This window comes from Desulfovibrio inopinatus DSM 10711 (assembly GCF_000429305.1).
GTDB classification, from domain to species: domain Bacteria; phylum Desulfobacterota; class Desulfovibrionia; order Desulfovibrionales; family Desulfovibrionaceae; genus Alteridesulfovibrio; species Alteridesulfovibrio inopinatus.
The window spans coordinates 26,541-46,337 of the sequence record NZ_AUBP01000017.1 but is presented as its reverse complement, the minus strand read 5'-3'; the positions used below and the strand labels follow the sequence as shown (position 1 = coordinate 46,337).

15 protein-coding genes are annotated in these 19,797 nt (G+C 48.5%); 10 read left to right on the top strand and 5 right to left on the bottom strand.

Features of this window, described 5'->3' with window-relative positions; translation table 11 throughout:
• Positions 1–242: 242 nt before the first annotated feature.
• Both fumC and G451_RS0111785 read left to right on the top strand, forming a co-directional pair.
• Complete coding sequence (gene fumC, locus G451_RS0111790; protein ID WP_027184425.1) at positions 243–1,646, top strand: class II fumarate hydratase; 1,404 nt, start codon at positions 243–245, stop codon at positions 1,644–1,646.
• Positions 1,647–1,682: 36 nt separating this feature from the next.
• The gene (locus G451_RS0111785) at positions 1,683–3,314 is read left to right on the top strand and encodes an NAD-dependent malic enzyme (RefSeq protein ID WP_034641993.1); all 1,632 of its coding nucleotides are present in this window, start codon (positions 1,683–1,685) and stop codon (positions 3,312–3,314) included.
• A 49-nt stretch (positions 3,315–3,363) separates the two neighbouring features.
• On the opposite strand, the gene G451_RS0111780 is transcribed toward G451_RS0111785, so the two are convergent.
• The gene (locus G451_RS0111780; RefSeq protein ID WP_027184423.1) at positions 3,364–4,224 is read right to left on the bottom strand and encodes a hypothetical protein; all 861 of its coding nucleotides are present in this window, start codon (positions 4,222–4,224) and stop codon (positions 3,364–3,366) included.
• A 259-nt stretch (positions 4,225–4,483) separates the two neighbouring features.
• Here G451_RS0111780 and G451_RS0111775 point away from each other — a divergent pair, with 259 nt between their 5' ends.
• Positions 4,484–5,275 (top strand): MBL fold metallo-hydrolase, encoded by a 792-nt coding sequence (locus G451_RS0111775; protein ID WP_027184422.1) that lies wholly within the window; start codon positions 4,484–4,486, stop codon positions 5,273–5,275.
• A 118-nt stretch (positions 5,276–5,393) separates the two neighbouring features.
• Here G451_RS0111775 and G451_RS33655 read toward each other — a convergent pair whose 3' ends face one another.
• Positions 5,394–7,643, bottom strand: coding sequence for a tetratricopeptide repeat protein (locus G451_RS33655; protein WP_169727870.1), 2,250 nt, complete (start codon positions 7,641–7,643; stop codon positions 5,394–5,396).
• Between the two features lie 449 nt (positions 7,644–8,092).
• On the opposite strand from G451_RS33655, the gene G451_RS28995 reads away from it, so the two are divergent.
• From G451_RS28995 to G451_RS0111740, 4 genes are all read left to right on the top strand, one after another.
• On the top strand, positions 8,093–8,857 hold the full coding sequence (locus tag G451_RS28995) for a FadR/GntR family transcriptional regulator (protein ID WP_245587814.1): 765 nt from the start codon (positions 8,093–8,095) through the stop codon (positions 8,855–8,857).
• A 122-nt stretch (positions 8,858–8,979) separates the two neighbouring features.
• Entirely contained in the window at positions 8,980–10,617 is a 1,638-nt protein-coding gene (gene betA / locus G451_RS0111755; protein WP_027184419.1) for a choline dehydrogenase, read from the top strand.
• Positions 10,618–10,892: 275 nt separating this feature from the next.
• Positions 10,893–12,371: a betaine-aldehyde dehydrogenase gene (gene betB / locus G451_RS0111745; protein WP_034642028.1), complete on the top strand. Its 1,479-nt coding sequence runs from the start codon at positions 10,893–10,895 to the stop codon at positions 12,369–12,371.
• A 111-nt stretch (positions 12,372–12,482) separates the two neighbouring features.
• The gene (locus G451_RS0111740; protein ID WP_034641991.1) at positions 12,483–13,436 is read left to right on the top strand and encodes an ABC transporter substrate-binding protein; all 954 of its coding nucleotides are present in this window, start codon (positions 12,483–12,485) and stop codon (positions 13,434–13,436) included.
• Positions 13,437–13,610: 174 nt separating this feature from the next.
• On the opposite strand, the gene G451_RS0111735 is transcribed toward G451_RS0111740, so the two are convergent.
• Positions 13,611–14,807: a Fic family protein gene (locus G451_RS0111735; RefSeq protein ID WP_034641990.1), complete on the bottom strand. Its 1,197-nt coding sequence runs from the start codon at positions 14,805–14,807 to the stop codon at positions 13,611–13,613.
• Between the two features lie 725 nt (positions 14,808–15,532).
• Between G451_RS0111735 and G451_RS32695 the strand changes: the two genes are divergently transcribed.
• The 3 genes from G451_RS32695 (at position 15,533) to G451_RS0111720 (ending at position 17,601) form a co-directional block, all read left to right on the top strand.
• Positions 15,533–16,501 carry a Hint domain-containing protein gene (locus G451_RS32695; protein WP_051261414.1) on the top strand — a complete coding sequence of 323 codons (969 nt, stop codon included), beginning with the start codon at positions 15,533–15,535 and terminating at the stop codon, positions 16,499–16,501.
• A 178-nt stretch (positions 16,502–16,679) separates the two neighbouring features.
• The gene (locus tag G451_RS33650; protein WP_084448529.1) at positions 16,680–16,922 is read left to right on the top strand and encodes a type II toxin-antitoxin system RelE family toxin; all 243 of its coding nucleotides are present in this window, start codon (positions 16,680–16,682) and stop codon (positions 16,920–16,922) included.
• A 142-nt stretch (positions 16,923–17,064) separates the two neighbouring features.
• Positions 17,065–17,601 (top strand): DUF3795 domain-containing protein, encoded by a 537-nt coding sequence (locus G451_RS0111720; protein ID WP_027184415.1) that lies wholly within the window; start codon positions 17,065–17,067, stop codon positions 17,599–17,601.
• A gap of 161 nt (positions 17,602–17,762) precedes the next feature.
• Here the strand turns inward: G451_RS0111720 and G451_RS0111715 are convergent, their stop codons facing one another.
• Both G451_RS0111715 and G451_RS0111710 read right to left on the bottom strand, forming a co-directional pair.
• Entirely contained in the window at positions 17,763–19,067 is a 1,305-nt protein-coding gene (locus tag G451_RS0111715) for a sensor histidine kinase (protein WP_027184414.1), read from the bottom strand.
• The gene (locus G451_RS0111710) at positions 19,060–19,755 is read right to left on the bottom strand and encodes a response regulator transcription factor (protein ID WP_027184413.1); all 696 of its coding nucleotides are present in this window, start codon (positions 19,753–19,755) and stop codon (positions 19,060–19,062) included. Before G451_RS0111710 ends, G451_RS0111715 begins: the two co-directional genes overlap by 8 nt.
• Positions 19,756–19,797 lie beyond the last annotated feature (42 nt).

Here is a 19,797-nt window from a genome sequence, read left to right as displayed (position 1 = left end):
AATTTGCCCTTTCCCTGGCCCCATGTCCTTCCTCTCTCACTGCAATTCACGGAAAAAAATGATAGAATGTCGTATTTCCGATTGTCTCTCGAGAAAATATCGCGTTATCATAAATACCAGTAAAAAGTTTTTGAAGGAGGGATGGGGTCTCTGCACTCACTTTCACAGGGGAACTTTCCCCGTGAAAGTGAGTGCAGAGCCGTCGGAGACATTTATTTTTCATTTCAAGGAGATGCCTGCACATGGAATATCGCACTGAAACCGACAGCTTGGGCGAAGTTCAAGTCCCGGCCGATCGCCTGTGGGGCGCACAGACTCAGCGGTCATTGGAACATTTCAGCATCGGCGATGACCTCATCCCGCGAGAAATGATTCAGGCGTATGCCTATTTGAAAAAAGGCACCGCTTTAGCCAATGCTGAACAAGGACGACTGGGAAAAGAACAAGCCAAACTCATTATACACGTCTGCGATGAAATTCTCGACCATCAACACGACGATATGTTCCCCCTGCATGTTTGGATGACGGGAAGCGGCACGCAGTTCAATATGAATGTCAATGAAGTTATCAGTAATCGCTGTTGTCAACTTGCCGACACCCCACTGGGATCGAAAACACCGGTCCACCCCAATGATCACGTCAACATGTCGCAATCGAGCAATGACAATTTCCCTTCGGCCATGTGTATTGCCGCGGCCTTGGGAGTGACACAACACCTCGTGCCGGCAGTGGCGTTTTTACGAGAAGGTTTGAAACAAAAACAAGACGAATTCAAAGACATCGTCAAAATCGGTCGCACCCACTTGCAGGACGCGACGCCATTAACATTAGGTCAGGAATTTTCCGGCTATGTCGGCATGCTCGACGATAACATGAAGCGACTGGAAGAATGTATTCCCGGTGTCTGCCGTTTGGCATTGGGCGGCACAGCAGTCGGGACCGGCATCAATGCCGCCCCCGAATTCGCCGATGCTGCGGCCAAACATATTGCCGAATTGACCGGACAGACGTTTCTCTCAGCCCCCAATAAATTCACGGTGCAAGGCTCGCATGACGACCTGGTACACCTCTCCGGAGCGCTACGGACGCTTGCCGTTTCACTTTTTAAAATCGCTAATGATATCCGTTTATTGTCGTGTGGACCGCGCGCCGGATTCGCCGAATTGATTCTCCCTTCCAACGAACCGGGATCGTCCATCATGCCGGGCAAGGTCAATCCCACACAATGCGAAGCCCTGGCCATGGTGGCCGCTCAGGTCATGGCAAACGACGTCGCCGTTGGATTTGGCGGCGCCAGCGGATATTTGGAAATGAATGTCTATAAGCCGCTCATAATCTTCAATATCATGAAGTCCATCCGTATCATGTCGGATTCCGTGAAGAACTTCCGAAAATATCTTGTGGATGGTGTCGTCGCCAATACGAAAAAGATTGAATACTTCGTTGAGCGTTCACTCATGCTCGTCACGGCGTTGAGCCCGGTTGTCGGCTACGACAAAGCATCCGAAATTGCTCACCATGCACTGGACAAAGACCTCTCCCTCCGTGAAGCGGCCCTGGAGCTGGGTTACGTCAGTGAAGAAGAATTCGATCGGGTTGTTGATCCGAAAAAAATGACCGCCCCGTATGTAGCCAAAGACAAATAGTCATTTCACTCCCTGCGCTTTTTTGGAGGTATAGTAATGGCGACGACGCAAAAACATGGCCGAGACATCCTATGCGATCCGGAAACCAATAAATCAACCGCCTTCTCCGAAGCCGAAAAAGAACACTATGGATTGATCGGCCTTGTTCCCGACATCGTTGAAGACATCGAGACGCAATTACAGCGCGTCATGATGCAGCTTGATCATAAAACGAGCGATATTGACCGTTATATCTATCTCGTCAACCTGCTCGATCACAACGAGACCCTGTTCTACAAGACCATCATGTCGGACCCGACACGATTTCTCCCCATTGTCTACGACCCGACGATCGGCGAAGCCTGTCTCAAATTCGGCCATATCTATCGCCAACCCCGCGGTATGTATCTGTCCATCACGCGCAAAGGAATGGTGGAGCAGATATTGCGCAACTGGCCGGGGCAGGATGTGCGTTTTATTTGCGTCACCAACGGAGGCCGCATTCTCGGATTGGGAGACCTTGGGGCCAATGGCATGGGGATTCCCATCGGCAAATTGCAACTCTACACGGCCGCGGCCGGTGTTCCGCCTGAAGGCCTGCTTCCCATGTATCTCGATGCAGGAACAAACAATGAAACCCTGCTCAGCGATCCGCTCTATCTCGGTCTGCGCCAACACCGTCCCCTGAGTGAAGAACTCTATGCCTTTGTCGATGAATTCGTTGACGCCGTCCAAAAAGTCTTTCCGGATTGCTGCATTCACTTCGAAGACTGGACCGGTGCCGATGCCGTCCATTTGCTTGAACGCTACCGAGACAAGGTCTGTTGCTATAACGATGACGTGCAAGGAACGGCCGGCATCACCCTGACCGGCATGATTAACGCCTGCAAAGTCAAAGGCACACGACTTCGCGACGAATCCTTTCTCTTCCTCGGAGCCGGGTCTGCTGGCATCGGCTTGAGCAATCTGTTGTGTTCGGCGCTGGTCGAGGAAGGGTTGAGCCTGGACGAAGCCCGCAGCCGAGTCCACATGTTCGACCTCAACGGCCTGCTTGAAGATTCGCGCACCGATTTATTCGACTTCCAACGCCCCTACGCGCATCCTCATGCCCCCATGCCGCGCAACGCTTTTGTACAGGCAATCGACGAATTCAAGCCGACAACACTGATCGGCGTCAGCACCACCGGGGGCGCATTCGGCAAGGACGTCATAGAAGCCATGAGCCGCGTCAACGAGCGTCCCGTCATCCTGGCTCTCTCCAATCCGACAGAGAAGGCTGAATGCACGGCCGAACAGGCCTATACATGGAGCAACGGCAAAGCCCTCTACGCCGCAGGGGTGCAGTTCCCGCCGGTTTCGTTAGGCGGCAAGACCTTTCTCCCCGGCCAAGCCAACAACTTCTACATCTTCCCGGCCGTCGGCATGGCTATCTACGCCACACGCGCCAAACGAGTCACCGACCAAATGTTCATCGAAGCCGCCCGCGCCGTAGCCGACCAAGTCACCGACGAACAACGCGCTCAGGGCCTGCTCTACCCCATGCAATCCAATATCCTCGAAACAGAAATCCAAACCGCCATTCGGGTGGCACGTCTTGTTTTCGAAAGCGGATTAGCAGGAGTGCATAGACCAGAAAATCTCGAAGCCTTTATTCGCGGGCATGTGTATGTGCCGGAGTATGGTGGGTAAGAAAATATCAGTCCCAGGGGAGAACACGCTCCCCTGGGATCCAACAGTATCATTTCATACGACTTTTCGTTTTATCATACAGCATATCAAAAGCACCTTTTCCAAACTTCACGAGTTTTTTCCCTCTCTCAAGAAACTCCTGCGCACTGGGATTCTGGCCTTGGAGTGTTTCCCCGAAGGTTTTGGCCTCGCTACGTTTGTGCTGCGTATTTCCCGAATCACGAAAAAAAGTTTTACTTTTCTCATTGAAATCATACACTTTATCGTATGCTTTTTTGAGTTGTGCCGATGGAATAATCTGGAGCAAAACACCATTCTCTTTATGTTGGCATCCACGAATGCCCACAATACTGAGAGGTGCCGACGCTGACCAATTTGATATTTTCGGCTTCAACATCTGTTGAATAACTTCGAGTTCGCCCAGTTGGATTGTCACGGTCTGATTGGTTTCATCAAATTCAGCGTACTGCTTCAAGTTCGTTTGGTTGAGCGAATGGCGTGCCAGGCTTCCCACCAATGCAGAACCGACGCCACAAAGAACTTTGCCAAGAGTGTCTTGGCCGATTGGCGTTTCTTCAAGAATGCGAAGCACCAAGACTTGCGTTTGATCCGTTAACACCAACGTTTCAACAGCAAGTCGCAAATGGAGCGCAACGCCCCCGCCAAATCGTTTCCCTTCAAGCTCGACGTCTATGCCGTCAGCATGGCAGCGGAGGTCTTTCAAAAATGGCTGTATATCTTCAATCTTCTCTAGTTCACGCCGAAGTGTTTCCTGCGAGATGTGAAGTTGTCCTTCCCGAATATGGGCAAAGGCTTGGGAGGTGATATTGTCTTGCAACAGACGCGTCATCCCCTCTTGGTGTCCTGAAATAGCCGATAATGCCTTTTGCAACGTATCATAAAGAGGCATTGCTGCTCCTTGTGCTTAAATCCTGTCGTAAACTTCATCTCTGCAACACATATAGTCGTGTTCTGCGTCGTCACGGCTTTTTCCAAAGCCGTTGGCCGAGACGGACGCTTTCCGTGTCTATGCCTCATCAGGTGTTCGATCGTCCAGACTCGAAAGATCGACAAAATCACCTTGGCGCTGTTCTTGCTTTCTCTTTACGCATTGCAGCCATGGTACGACACCTGTCATGGCATCACGGTCTGACGAGGGGAGAAAAAACGTGGCAAATACAATCGATATCACCTTGATTGCTAACGCTGGCGTCATGGTTGAACAAAATGGAACAGGATTGCTGGTGGATGGAATGCATCACGAAGGCGGCCATCCCTTCAGTCGTGTTCCTCAAAGCGAAATGGCCTCTATGCGAGATAGCGCACCACCATTCGAACATCTCGATTATCTCTTGTTTACACACGAACATCCGGACCATTTTACCCCCGGATACGTATTGGAATATCTTCGCCACCGTCCCATCCAAGGACTTCTTCTGCCGGACGAGACCGGCGGCTCAGCAGATTATGCCGACTTGCTCGGCCATGTTCGAAAACAGAACATCCCGCATCATACATTTGGATTGGAACCAGGACAAACCCGACACGTTAGGCTCGCCGAGCATCTCCATATCACTGCCATCGGTACCCTCCACATGGGACCGCAATATCAAGATGTCCGCAACGACTGTTTTCTCGTTGCACTAAACGGTATGAACATTCTTTTCACCGGAGACGCCGACCATGTCGCCGAGTACTACGAAAACGCACTGCACAATGTGAGGCTCGACGCGGTATTCGTGAATCCCATTTTCTACCACAATCCCCACGGGCAACATATTATCAACACGATCTTCCGACCGCGACACGTCATTATCTATCACATGCCCTTCGCCGAAGATGACACCATGAATTTCACCTATATGGTGGGACGCGACCAAGAAAAACACAAGAATCCACGCGTACAGGTGCATGTTCTTGGAGAACAACGACAACGTCTTCGGTTATACGGTGCAACCTAATCACGACGACACATAATGCTCTTTATACGACGTCGCGCATCCTCGAAACGAATCATGAATTCTGTATTGAATGGGATGTCCTATTCTCATAAACAATTTCTATCATGATATACCCAGATCAATCCGACAATGAATCTATAGCAAGCACCTTGGCATACATCTCATTGGCTTTCAAAATCTCTCCATTGTGCTTAAGCAAATCAGCAAGGCGAGTATACAAGCCTTTGTCATCTTCTTTCCATAAAATAGCATCGCGCATTTTCTGGATAGCTCTCACAATGTCACCTTGTTTTTCATACACATGACTCAGTTGAATATGTGGAGAGGAAACTCGCTCATTCAATTGGATGGCTTTGCAGAAGGCTTCTTCCGATTTTTCAAGATCCCCGATCCTCAACAAAATCCTTCCAAGGTGATTATAAGAAGCGTGATCGTCATGCTTCAATGCAATGGCACATTGAATCTCATCGAGCGCTTTCTTGTTATTCCCTTGTCGGGCATACACATGACTCAGGGAGACATGGGGAGAGTGAACTCGTGAATTCAATTGGACAGCTTTACAAAATGCTTTTTCCGCACTTGCAAGGTCACCTGACTTTATAGAAAGAAGTCCCAACTGATTATAGAAAGAAAAAACATTTTCTTTTAATTCAATTGAACATTTAATTTCACATATAGCCGACTTGAAATCTCTTTCTTTTTCATAAATGCGACTAAGATGAAAATGCGGAAGAGGATTCTCTCTATCGAGCTGAGCAGCTTTTAAAAAAGATTCCTTTGCTCTCAAACCATCATTATTGTCCATACAGAGAGATCCAAGACAACTATAAAGATCATAATCATCATGTATTATAGTAATTGCATTATCGATAACCTCTATCGCTTTTTTATAATTACTTTGCTGAGCATACACATGGCTCAATTGAATATGTGAAGAAGAGGCTCGTGGATTTAATTGAATAGATTTACGAAAAGCTCCTTCTGCTTTTTCAAGGTTACCAACCTCCTTACAAAGCACACCTAACTGATTATACAGCCTATAGTCATCATCCTGCAATTCAATAGCATATCGAATCACCTCCATTGCTTTTCCGTTATCCCCTTGTCGTGAATAAATTTGGCTCAGTACAAAAAGAGGGGCAGCAGAGTTTGGAAAAAGACGGAGCGCTTCTTTGCAATATTTTTCAGCTTCATCAAAACGCCCCATGCTTAAAAGTTGTCGCGAGAGAGAGAGTTCCTTTGTGTTGAAAGCTCTAGGAGAGATATCTGCACTTTTTTCTAATAGTTTTAACGCCTTTTCAGGTTCTCCCTTCAAATATGTAACCAACGCAAGAAGTTGGCACGAGAGATTACTTGAAGGATTAAGACGCAACGCTTTTTCTGTTAATATCTGAGCAAGACGAAGATCTTTCAACTTTGTCACAACGTACATTATAAGAAAATTAATTTGAGAATAGTCAGCCAAAGGACCAAGAGCGAACAAGACACCTTCATATATCGATTCATCTGTTTCTGCATTCACTATATCACTTCGAATTGAATTCCACTGCACAACATCTTTTCGTGGAGCGAATGCACCAGACTTAACATCTCGCAGAAAAGAGCAAGAAAAATCAATATATCTGTTAAATACATTATATGAATTACAAATATCAACAACAGACTGTACATCATTAACAGTCCATAGTGCTTTAAACCGAGATTGTGATTCTTTTCTATAACATTTATCTTCACATCGTCTCTCCCATTCATCATCTTTTTCAAGACTCAGAAACTGAGAAACTCTATGGAGCTCTCGCCTTGGATTTTCTATAAAATCATCATGATATATGACAATATATTCCTTTCTCTCCAAAAGAGTGGACATAATATCGGCATTTGCCTTCACTATATTCTTAAAAATACTTACAACTTTCGCCAAAGATGCATTTTGTCTATAAGTCATTGTTGAGATGGTATCAATCGGATTTCTTACGTAATGAATAAATTTAATATCTACAGAAACTATAGATCTTAATCGTTGCAACAGAAATGGATAATTTAGCAATAATTGTGTCGTCCCAGCACCTTTCTTATTTCCTACACATTGAACCACATCATGTGATACTTGTGCCTCTGGAATTATTTTATAATCGTATGATTCCCATATGTAATTCAAATTATTGCAGAAATGATCATTCACACTGACAATATCATCAACAATTTGTCCAAATGTAATGTCATTTTCGTACAATAATGAATGCAAAAAAGAAGACTCATGCGATACGACTGCATCTTTTCTTGAATTTATACATTGTCCAAGAAATGAGTGCCCACTCCTTGGATACCCAAAAAACAACAAGAAACTGTTTATCTCAGAATATTGCATGACATTGTCCCATTTTATTACGCTAGGCATTTACTAAAACAAAATCAACCGCTTAATGCAGTAGAACTCTCTATGGTAACTCATAGCCAAATCAAAAAACTGCCAGCACAAAGCACAACCCTTTCAAATCAGTCGAAAAATCTCCTTCCCTAAAAGACGTAGTGGATTCATCCCTTTCTTGCATTACGCATCTATCAAGGATGTTTTACACAAACAATAGAAACTCCACGCAATCGCAATCGCAATCAAGAGAGTGGAGCTATCCCCCGGACTCTTTTCCAGACTTCTTCTTTTCTTGATTTTTAAAAAATGACTCTTCGAGCCTTGACACTCTGCACTTTCCTAGACAGAATGGTCCGACCAAAACGAAGCGAGAAAAAAACACATCCGATCATCTTGCTGTTTATCTCTCAATTTCCTTAAAAAAAACCTGAAAAGGTCGAACCATTATGGCCAAGATTTTGGAAATGTCGGACCAAGAAACACTGTTCGTTCCCGTCACCGGAGGACGTGCCAGTGAAGAAGTGATTTTACAGATTGAAGCGGCAATTCTCGACGGAAAGATAAAACCCGGCGAGAGTTTGCCGAGTGAGCGCGACTTGCAGCACCGGTTCGAAACGAGCCGTGGTGTTGTGCGCGAGGCATTGCGGGCACTGAAGGAAAAAGGCCTGCTTGAAATTCGCAAAGGAGCCAAGGGGGGTGCCTTCGTCAAAAACATCGACGTTGTCACGATCAGTCAATCTTTGGCTCTGTTTCTCAAGCAGCGGAACATCAGCCCCAATTGCATTATCGAGTTTCGCGAAAGCCACGACCGTATCATCACGACCATGGCCATTACCAAAGGTACAGACGAAGAAAAGGCGGAGCTTATCGCATTGGCAAGTCGACTGGAAGACGTCTTGACCCAGGACACGCCCGACTTAGCATCTGCGTCTGAAATGGACCGTGATCTGAATATCTTGTTGGCGAAAATGACCAAAAATCCCATCTTTGAATGGGTTATGCAGGCCATGCAGCTTGGCTTCACCTCCTTGGATGACCTGCTTTATGCCGATCCTGAATTTCGGGCCGCCACGGCCGGCAACTGGACCGATACGGCCAAAGCCATTGCCGAAGGAGACCCATTGAAAGCCCTCTCATTTACCGGCTTCCACTACGTCATGCTGCGCCGTTGCATCGCCAGTGTGCAGCAGAAGCAATCCATGAACCTCTAATACCAGGCCTCCACCTGGCCCTTATATCAAGGATCAAGGAGGGACTCCCCCTTGCCGCCGGAGGCCCCATCGACGACCGATCCCCCAATATGTCGGCTGATCGTTTCAAAGGAGTATTGTTTATGAAAAACTACGATTTCATCATCGTCGGCGGCGGTTCCGCCGGCAGTGTTCTGGCTAACCGTTTGAGCGCCAACCCCAAGAACAAAGTTCTCGTCCTTGAAGCCGGTCCGCCGGATTACCGGTTCGATTTCCGTATCCATATGCCTGCCGCCCTCACTTATCCGCTAGCTGGCAAGACCTATAACTGGTGGTATGAATCCGAGCCCGAGCCGTACATGCACAACCGCCGCGTCTATCAGCCTCGCGGCAAAGTCCTTGGTGGTTCAAGCTGCATCAACGGAATGATCTACATCCGCGGCAATGCCATGGATTATCAGAAATGGTCGAAAAACGACGGCCTGGAAGACTGGGATTACGCTCACTGCCTGCCCTATTTTCAACGTTTCGAAACGCACATGAGTGGCGCCTCCGCCTACCAAGGCGTCAGCGGCCCGCTGTATATCCATACCCCCGAATGCGATAACCCGCTGTTCGATGCTTTTTTCAAATCCGTTCAAGAAGCCGGATACCCGCTCACAGATGACGTCAACGGCTACCAACAAGAAGGCTTTGCCCATTTCGACGCCACGATTTACCGCGGACGCCGTTGGAACGCGGCGCGGGCCTATGTCCACCCGGTGAAAAATCGCTCTAACCTCAAAGTGATTTGCCGGGCGCAAGCACTGCGTATCCTGTTCGAAGGCAACACAGCCGTGGGTGTGGAGTACGCCAAAGGCAAAAAGGTCTACACGGCCAAGGGCGGCGAAATCATAAGCTGCGGCGGCGCCATCAACTCACCGCAATTGCTCCAGTTGTCCGGCATCGGCAACGCTGAAGAACTGAAAGGCCACGGCATCAATGTGGTCCATGACCTGCCCGGTGTTGGGGAGAATCTCCAAGACCACCTTGAAGTTTACGTTCAATACGCCTGCAAAAAGCCGGTCAGCCTCTACCCCGCTCTCCAATGGTGGCGTCATCCGTTTATCGGTTTCCAATGGCTCTTCCAACGCAAGGGGACCGGAGCCAGCAACCACTTTGAAGCCGGTGGATTTATCCGCAGTAATGATCGGGTGGAATATCCCAACTTGCAGTATCACTTCCTGCCCATTGCCATTCGTTACGACGGCTCTGTTGCCGAGCAAGGGCATGGCTACCAGGTCCACGTCGGCCCCATGAACACGGACGTACGCGGGCATGTCAAACTCAAGTCCTCCGATCCCAAAACCTACCCGGCCGTGCAGTTCAACTACCTCTCGACGGAACAAGAACGCCGCGAGTGGGTTGAAGCCATTCGGGTAACGCGCAACATCATGACGCAGCCCGGATTCGATGAATTCCGCGGTGCTGAAACCGCGCCCGGCGATCAGTGCCAGACCGACGAAGAAATTCTCGATTTCGTGGCCCGTGAAGGCGAGTCCGCCTACCATCCGAGCTGCACCTGTAAAATGGGGTATGACGACATGGCCGTCGTGGATTCCAACCTCAAAGTCCATGGGGTAGAAAATCTGCGCGTCGTCGATGCCTCCATCATGCCGTCCATCACTAACGGGAACATTTACGCCCCAGTCATGATGATTGCAGAAAAAGCCGCCGATGCCATCTTAGGTAATACCCCGGCTCAACCAAACACGGCACCATTTTACAAACACGAAAAGTAAAGAAGGAAGAAGAGGAATGCCTCCGGCGGTTGGGGAGGGAACAGGTGAGTTTTTGGCCTTTTTAAGAAAAGGGTTCTTTCACCTCCCCAAACCCCACCCCCTTTTCCAAAAACTTTAGCGAAATGAATGTGGTGCCGCTTACCACAAACCACATTCATACATTAAACACCTTGAAATCGTTAAAAGTTTTTGAAGATTCTCAAGAAACTTTTTTCAAAAAGTTTCTTGAGCCGCCGGAGGCATTCCCTCCTTCCTCACAAACACATGAGGACACCATGAACCAAGAATTCTTGCGCACCATGCATATCGACGGTCAGTGGGTTGAAGCTCAATCCAAGACCGTGCGTGACATCATCAATCCCTATGACGGGTCCATTATAACGCAGGCGGTTGAAGGTGATCGTGAAGACGCCAAAGCCGCGATTGCGGCAGCCCGCAAGGCGTTCGATGACGGCGACTGGGCAACATCCCCGGCCGCTGATAGGGGCGCCTTGCTCAACAAGCTGGCCGATCTCATTCGACGCGATCATGAAGAACTGGCCACCCTCGAAAGTTTGGATACCGGCAAAACCGTTGAGGAAAGCCGCTGGGATATGAACGATATTGCCGGCATCTTTACGTATTTTGCCGGCCTTGCCGATAAAGACGGCGGCGAAATCATTGCCTCGCCGATCCCCGATTCGAGCAGTCTCGTCGTGCGTGAGCCCGTCGGGGTGTGCGGCCAGATTTCACCCTGGAACTATCCACTGTTGCAGGCCGCGTGGAAGCTCGCTCCCGCCTTGGCCGCGGGCTGTACGGTGGTCATGAAACCGAGCGAAATCACTCCGCTGACGACATTCAAGACCATGCAACTCGTCGAAGAAGCCGGATTCCCGGCCGGCGTAGTCAATCTCGTACTCGGCCCCGGTCCCACGGTAGGTGCCGAACTCGCCGAAAGCCACCTCGTTGACCTCATCTCCTTCACCGGCGGTGCAGCAACAGGCAAAAAGATCATTGCGGCCGCGGCTGGCAACGTCAAAAAGATAGCCCTCGAACTCGGCGGGAAGAATCCGCACATCATTTTTGATGATGCCGATTTCGATGTTGCCGTGGATCATGCGTTGAATGGCGTTTTCTTCCATGCCGGTCAGATTTGCTCGGCTGGAACACGCCTTATCGTACATGAAGCCATTCACGACCGCTTTGTTGACGCGCTGGCTAAACGCATGGCCAATATCACACTCGGTAATGCTTTTAACGACGCAACTCGCATGGGCCCGCTTATTTCGGCGACGCACCTTGAAAAGGTCGAATCATATATCGATATCGCGAAAGGGGAAGGAGCCAAGCTCGTGCTTGGGGGCAGTCGTCCCAGTGATCCGGCGTTGGCGAATGGATTCTTCTATCTGCCCACGCTCTTTACCGAATGCACCAGCTCCATGCGCATCGTGCAGGAAGAGGTGTTCGGTCCGGTCATCACCGTGGAGAAATTCACTGAAGAAGACGAAGCCGTCGCACTGGCCAACGATACGATTTACGGTCTGTCCGGTGGATTCCGAACCAAAGATCCTGATCGTATCGCGCGTGTTTCCCGAAAGTTGCGTTTTGGCACCGTATGGGTCAATGATTTTAATGTGTATTTCACGCAAGCGCCCTGGGGCGGCTACAAGCAATCGGGCATGGGCCGCGAACTCGGGAAGATCGGGCTTGAGGAATACACCGAAGTCAAACATATCTTCCAAAATCATAACCCCGCGGCGTTGAACTGGTTCTAACCGGTCAGGCCGTGTCATTCAGCCAACCCAACGTGTTTCAGGCGGAGCGGTTCATAGTCCTTAACGGGGAAGAGCCGCTCCTGTATCCAGCATCGTAACCCAGGAGTGTCAATGTTCACCCGAATGTCCCGTCGTCTTATTGTCGCGTTGTCCCTGTTGATTGTCTTCACCCTCAGCACCGTGGCACTGGCCTCGGATAAAATCCGCATCGCCAGCGTGAGCTGGACCGGCGTCACCATCAAAACCGATCTTGCCGTCACCATTCTCGACCAACTCGGCTACAATGCCGAAAATCTCCTTGTCTCTGTTCCGGTCGCCTATCAAGCTATGTCCACCGGTGACGCCGATGCCTTTCTCGGCAACTGGATGCCGTCCATGAAGACCCTGGCCGACAAATACTTTCAAGATGGTTCCGTTGTGCAACTCTGCCCCAACATGACCGGAGCCAAATACACCCTGGCCGTACCGACCTACGAATACGAAGCCGGTCTGAAAAATTTCAGCGATATCGCCAAGTTCGCTGACAAGCTCGACCATAAAATTTATGGCATCGAGGAAGGCAACGACGGCAATATCATCATCGAGAACATGATCAAAAAGAACATGTTCAACTTGGGCAATTTCAAACTTGTGGCTTCCAGTGAAATCGGCATGCTCGGTGAGGTCCACAGCTTCGTCAAAGACAAAAAGTGGATCGTCTTCCTGGGGTGGGCACCGCATAGCATGAACGAAAATATCGACATGAAATACCTCGACGGAAGCACGGACGAAACCTTCGGCCCCGATAATGGCTCGGCCACCGTCTATACCAATGTCCGCAAAGGTTTCACCAAAGACTACCCCAACCTGACCGTGTTCCTCAAAAACTTCACCTTCCCCGTCGCCATGATGAACCAAATCATGGTCGAACTAAAAAAAGATCAAAACCAAAAACCCGTCAGCGCCGCGCTCCACTGGCTCAAAAGCCATCCCGATATGTACAAAGGCTGGCTCAAAGACGTCAAAACCAAAGACGGCAAACCCGCCCTGCCCGCCTTTGAAGCGTACATGAAGACTGTGGAATAAAAGAGAAGAAACGAAGAAGAAAGAAAAAGGGGAAGGGGGTGTGATGCGCCTACGGCGCGAAAGCATGAAAGGCACGCCTCCGGCGGCTGGTTCTGCACTCACTTTTTGTTCGCAAAAAGTGAGTGCAGAACAGACCCCTTGAGCTGGGGAATGGTATCGGATGAGAATTTTTTGTCAAAATGCACCGGAATCACAAAGCTCAGGAAAATAGAACTGAACGGCATCGGGCGGAAGCCCAATCTCAAGTGGAGCTTTTTGATTCTCGGTTTCCAGCAGACCTTCAGCAAGGAGAAGCTTCACAATATCGCGCGCTTTACGATCTGAGCAGTTGATAACCTCATGGACGCTCCCCTTGGAGAGTTGCCCATAGGTAAAAACATACACGAGAATCCGGGATGCCTCTTTGGGTAAAGGAACTTTCTTCGCCATATACCCTTTGTTACGCACAGTGCAGTATAACTCGATATTTTTGACCGTCGAATCCAAATGTAACAACGCATCCATAAAGCACGCTTGATCCAGGGCCGTCTCCAAAAAGAAAACGCAGAAGTCATACAGTCCCTTTTCAGACAAGTTGCCTCTTCCATCATAATCGCCCTGTCGCCGTGCATCGGCAGCGGACAAAAACAATTTATACTGCTCTTCGGCACGAGCCAATCCCCGACTCATGGTCCACAACCCATACCCATCCAGTTCGGCATATTTGAGATACAAGTCGGAAAAAAGTCGTGCGACCCGACCATTTCCTTCAAGAAAAGGATGAATCCACAGCAAACGGTGATGTGATGCGGCAGCTGTAATGAGGCGCTCGACACCCTTGACTCTCCCCAGCGAATAGACGTCATGGAACCGCTGCAGCAATGGAGAAAGATCCTTGTCATCCGGGGGAATATGTCTCCCCACTTGGACAACATCATGACGAAATTGACCAGGAACAGTGATCACTTCGCGTGTGCCGCCTTTATCCCGCTGAATCAAAAATTCACGAGGAACCTTTTCGAACAACATGCCATGCAACCGGCAAAGAAACGTGGCTGAAGTAATGTCCTGTGCGTTGAGCAAGCGATCCTGCTCAATTGCCGTTTGGGCAGCAATATGTTGTTTGTGAAGCTGCTGAAGACGTCGCGTTTCCTCGTCTTTCGAAGGGCTCACAAGACCCGACTCAATGTCGAGCAACGTCGTACGAATCCCCTCGATAAGATTGGAATAGTAACTGTTCACATGACGAAGCATTGTGCAAATACGCGTGGCAACTCGAGGATGAACACGGCCGGCAATCTTTGCTGACGCTTTGTAGATTGCGAGCGAGAGCGCTTGTAATTCTTCACGACGAGTAGGAACCAGAGGCTCCATTTGATGGACGGTGAGCATATTTTGCCGAAAAAATTTCCGAAATAAATGTTACATTATATACTTATTTCAATGAATATTTATTCTGTTTAACACAAGAAGAGAAGTCATTTTTTCCGAAATATTTGCCGAAATAAATATATAACAAGGTAGGATAGCCATAGGGGGGCAGCCTTCAAAAGACTTCAACTCTAATCCTGCTGGCACAAAGACGGCAAACCCGCCCTGCCGTCTTTGCAGCGTACATGAAGACCGTGGAATAGACTGGAAGAAAAGAAGTATTGAAGAGGGGGTAAGGTGGTACAACTACGACGCTGAAGCGTGAAAGGAACGTCTCGGGAGCAGTTCAGCACTCACATTTTGTTCACAAGGATGAAGGCAGAACATCTATCTCTAGTTGATAACATACGTATTTTTTCTCATCCAATATATTCATTGGAACTCTAGACACAATAGATAATTTATTCTCAACAATCATACAAATCATATATAATGCAATACAATTATTATCAACTACCATATTTATTTATGAAATCAATTCAAACACACACAGAGCGTGTATATATATTTCTATTCTACATAATATCAAGACAAATAATTCTTGTGATGTCTTTTTCGTGAAAAAATTATTTTTTTTGATTGTTTTCAACAATATTGATACATAAACTCAATCCATGAAAAGACAGTATCCGTTGTATGATACGTCTGAAGCCGTCGTAAATATCGAGAAAACAAAGGAGAACAAGATGGCTACCCATCAAATACAGCACATGATTAAGCTCACAGGCGTCACAATAAACGGTGGAACGCTTTCCTGGACAGGGACCACAGACTACGACACGACCAGTAATGTTGTTGACACGAATGACGACAACGACCTCGACCAAAATGTTGACTATTGGAACATCACCTCCTTTCTTTTTTCCGGATACTATATAGAATCAGGTGCTCAGAAGTGGGCAGTCTACACGTCGTCTAGCTATCCAACAAACGCATACATCCCTTTCCAAACGGTCAACTCCCCCGTGACTGCAGGTGCGATTACCCTTGATACGAGTGGCTCCACAACGCTCTACACAACAGAACTCGTCGACGAAATCGTCGTATGTTTCCTCAAAGGAACGACAATCGAAACATTACGGGGTTCTATTGCCGTGGAACATCTGAAAAGAGGAGATGTGCTCGCAGGAAACGCTCCAGGAACACCTGGCGGGACGATAAAGTTCATCCACCGAATGTCCGTTGATAAGCACACTGATTTTTCCAATGTTTTAAGTCTTTATCCCAAACCAGTGCTCTTGAAGGCAGGAAGTCTTGCGGAGAACTCTCCGAACAAGGACCTCTTCGTCTCTCGTGACCACGCGCTTTTTCTCAACAATGAAATATTAGTAGAAGCAAGCGCTTTGGTGAATGGAGAAAGCATTGTATTCCACGACACCAAAGAACCAATAGATTACTACTACCATATCGAATTGGAAGATCATTCCTTAGTCTGGGCCCACAACACGTTATCGGAAAGTTATATCGACAATGTATCTCGCGCTTTATTTGATACATATGAGGAATTCATGTCTCTTTACCCTGAAATGCACGACATGAAAGAGCTCGATTACCCACGAGCAAAATCGTGGCGCCAGATACCACGCCACATCAAAGCATTACTGGAAGAGCGAAAAAACACATTATTCCCCAAAGCTGTCAAAAACGTTGCATAACAACGCGTTGCAGCCCCCATCTTCTTCAGTATTATGAGGAGAGGATGATATATCGGTTTTCAGATTTGATCAGACTGCCTCCCTTTACTGCGGTTGCTTTCTGCTCGATGGAGAAAATTTGTTCATCTTCTCCTCATAAAATTCTTATCATGTATCCAGTCAAGATACCCCTTATAAAATAACCTTTTCGCATCTTGGGAAAGAGGCTGAAAAACGAATTTTGCAGTTTCTCCGAGAGAGAATTGCTCCTCTGGAAGACCCGCGAGGGCTTGGCGAACCTCTCAAAGGCTCACGATTTTCTGGATTGTGGCGCTACCGGGCTGGGGACTACCGCATTCTTTGTGAGATCCAAGAGGAGAGAATTACGATTCTTGTTGTGCTTGTCGGTCATCGACGAGATATATACAAGAGCATTCTGTAACCACAATTTTTTTACATTGATTGTATCGCATGCGATACATAGCAGGCGTATTGTACAGAAGCAATTCCTTCTCGACCGCAATCTCCATGTAGAACCACAGACTCAACACCAAGCTCCCCCCCGAGCAAAGGAACGCACACCAATGGACAAAAAATACATCTGCCCATGCGGACTCATCTGCACGGATTGTTTGTTTTATAAACCGGAGATTTACGACACGGCTGTTCAATTACGAGATGCGATAGAGCATTCTCAACTTGATATCTTCCTTGAGGGCATCGCGAAGCATGAAAGCTGGAAAGCCATTGCAGACCATCTCCACGCGGAACGTGACGAGATGGGGAATCATCTTGAGAAATTCAGGACGTTTTCCGACTTCATGCATGTCCTTGATGGACTCGTTCAGTTACGGTGTACATCGACATGTAGAGAATCTGGTGGGTGTTCCATGGGGGGAACGTCGCATACCTGTGACGCCGCCAAATGTGTGCAATCCAAAGGATATGAAGGCTGCTGGGAATGCTCAGAGTCATCCACCTGCGCCCATCTCACGTTTGTCAAACAGGCATATGGGGAGACCATACACGAAAACTTCACAACCATCACGGAACACGGGTATGATGCCGTGCAATCCCATGGAAAGAACTATTACGCGTGGCAAAGGAAACGGAATATGTAGTGTGATCATCCGCGTGGCAATACAGGGAAGGACCGGGCTACATTGCCCACATTTCCTCTTTTTCTATGGAGCCGAGCCTGGAAAAATCATCCCTATGGCTATGCGCCATGTGTCATCAGACGTCTCCTTCCCATGCATTCAACTTAAATTCTGGCAAGATATCATCGTTGGAAAACGATGCAAAACTCAGTCCCCACTCCCAGGGAGCTCTCAACTTCAATATGCGCTCTGTGGGCTTTTATGATTGTTTGGCAAAGATAAAGTCCTAAGCCATATCCCCCTGTGTCACGGGTGCGCGATTCGTCCACTCTGTAGAAAGGATCAAAAATATGGCTGATTGACCCTTCCGGGATGCCTATACCGTGGTCTTTTATGATAATACTGAACCCATTATTTCGTCCTCGTAGCGATATTTCGACAGGAAGACTGTCCGGGGGAGAGTATTTCATTGCGTTGCCCAGTAACGTGTTCAAAGCCATAATCATTTTGTCGGAATCGACCTTTGCCATGACCGGTCCTTCAGGGATGTCTGATACAATTCCGGGAGACTGATCTCGATACCCGTCCGCAACGGACGCAACAAGTTGGGCCATATCCGTCAACTGTGGTCGGATGCCATCGACACCGTGATGCATTTTCGCTGTTTCCAGCAACGAGGTGATCATGGATTCCATTTGTCGCACATCTTGTTTGATAGCCGAAGTGTCGACCTCAGCGTCCAGCATCTCAAAACGGAGCTTGAGGCGAGTGAGTGGGGTTCGCAATTCATGGCTAACTCCAAGGAGCAAATCCCGTTGTCCTTTTACAAAGGTTTCCAGTCGAATTATCATCTGGTTAAAAGTTTCGCATAGCTCTCGGAGTTGCCCGGAGCCTCGCGTCTGCACACGCGTATCGAGCTTGCCATCTCGGACAGACTTGGCGACTTCGGTCAACCATTCAATAGGCCTAAGAAGAAACCTCAAGACGAGGTAAATGGCCAACATGATCAGGCAAGAGCCAATGAGAGAATAGACCCCGAATTGGCGCAACGCAGACCGTTCGGCTGTTGTGGCAAACAAATCAAAGGTTAGAAATTCGTCTGAGGCAAGTGAAACACGCAGTCTGTAATTCTCATGAAGATTGAGTATTTCGATACCACCTTGAGTGAAGCGCGGCGCCAGGAATCTCTCTGGAAATCGCTCCTCCGTTTCGCCAACCACCCATGTTGTCTCCCCTGTGTAGGTGATGCGCATGGGGCGTTGGCGAGTGAGAGCCTCCGCTCTGCTCTTCTCTGGCGGGGTGCCTACCTGGTTGGCAAGGTGGCGAGCATACAGCAATAAACCTTGGTTTAACGTGGTGTCGTGTTCACGTTTTTGGTTGGTGTAGAGGTGCATAGTGACAGCATTGATGGCTACAACCCCTATGATGAGCACCAGGGCCAACTTCGTAAACAGGGATTGTCTGATTCTTCGGCAAATTCTAGCCATCCTTATTTCCTTGCCCAATGAAGACATAACCGGTTCCCCACACCGTTTTGATGTATCTGGGGAGCTTTGGGTCGTCGCCGAGTTTCTGTCGAATGCGGCTCATTGTGATATCTATGGAGCGGTTGAACGAATCACTGTCCAGACCTCGCAACTCTTGCATGAGATCGTCCCTGCTGAATGTCTTTCCCGGGTTTCGAGCCAAAACGGCAAGTGCATTGAATTCGTTGGTGGTCAGGCCGATATCTTCTCCATTGAGTACAGCGGCACGGGCATCGAAATTGATGCGGAGTGAGCCAAACTCTCCTGTTTCGTGCGTTGTATTGTGCTGACTGCGCCGCAGAATGGCTTGGATGCGGGCGACGAGTTCACGCGGTTCAAATGGTTTGGGCAGGTAGTCGTCGGCTCCGATCTCAAGCCCGGCCACGCGATCCATAATATCGCCGCGTGCGGTAAGCATAAGGACCGGGACTTGGGAATCCTGACGAATACGGCGACAGACTTCAAATCCGTTCATTCCAGGCAGCATAACATCCAGAATGACGAGATCGGGAGAAAGGGATTTGAAGACGCTGAGCCCTGCTTCGGGCTCGCCTTCGGAGTGAACGGTGTAGCCGAATCCTGCAAGATATTCTTTCAGGAGTTGCTGCAAGTCGGTATCGTCTTCAATAACCAGAATGGTATTTGCCATTATCGCCCCGCCTGATGTGGAAAATTGAGTTGCCCCGCATGG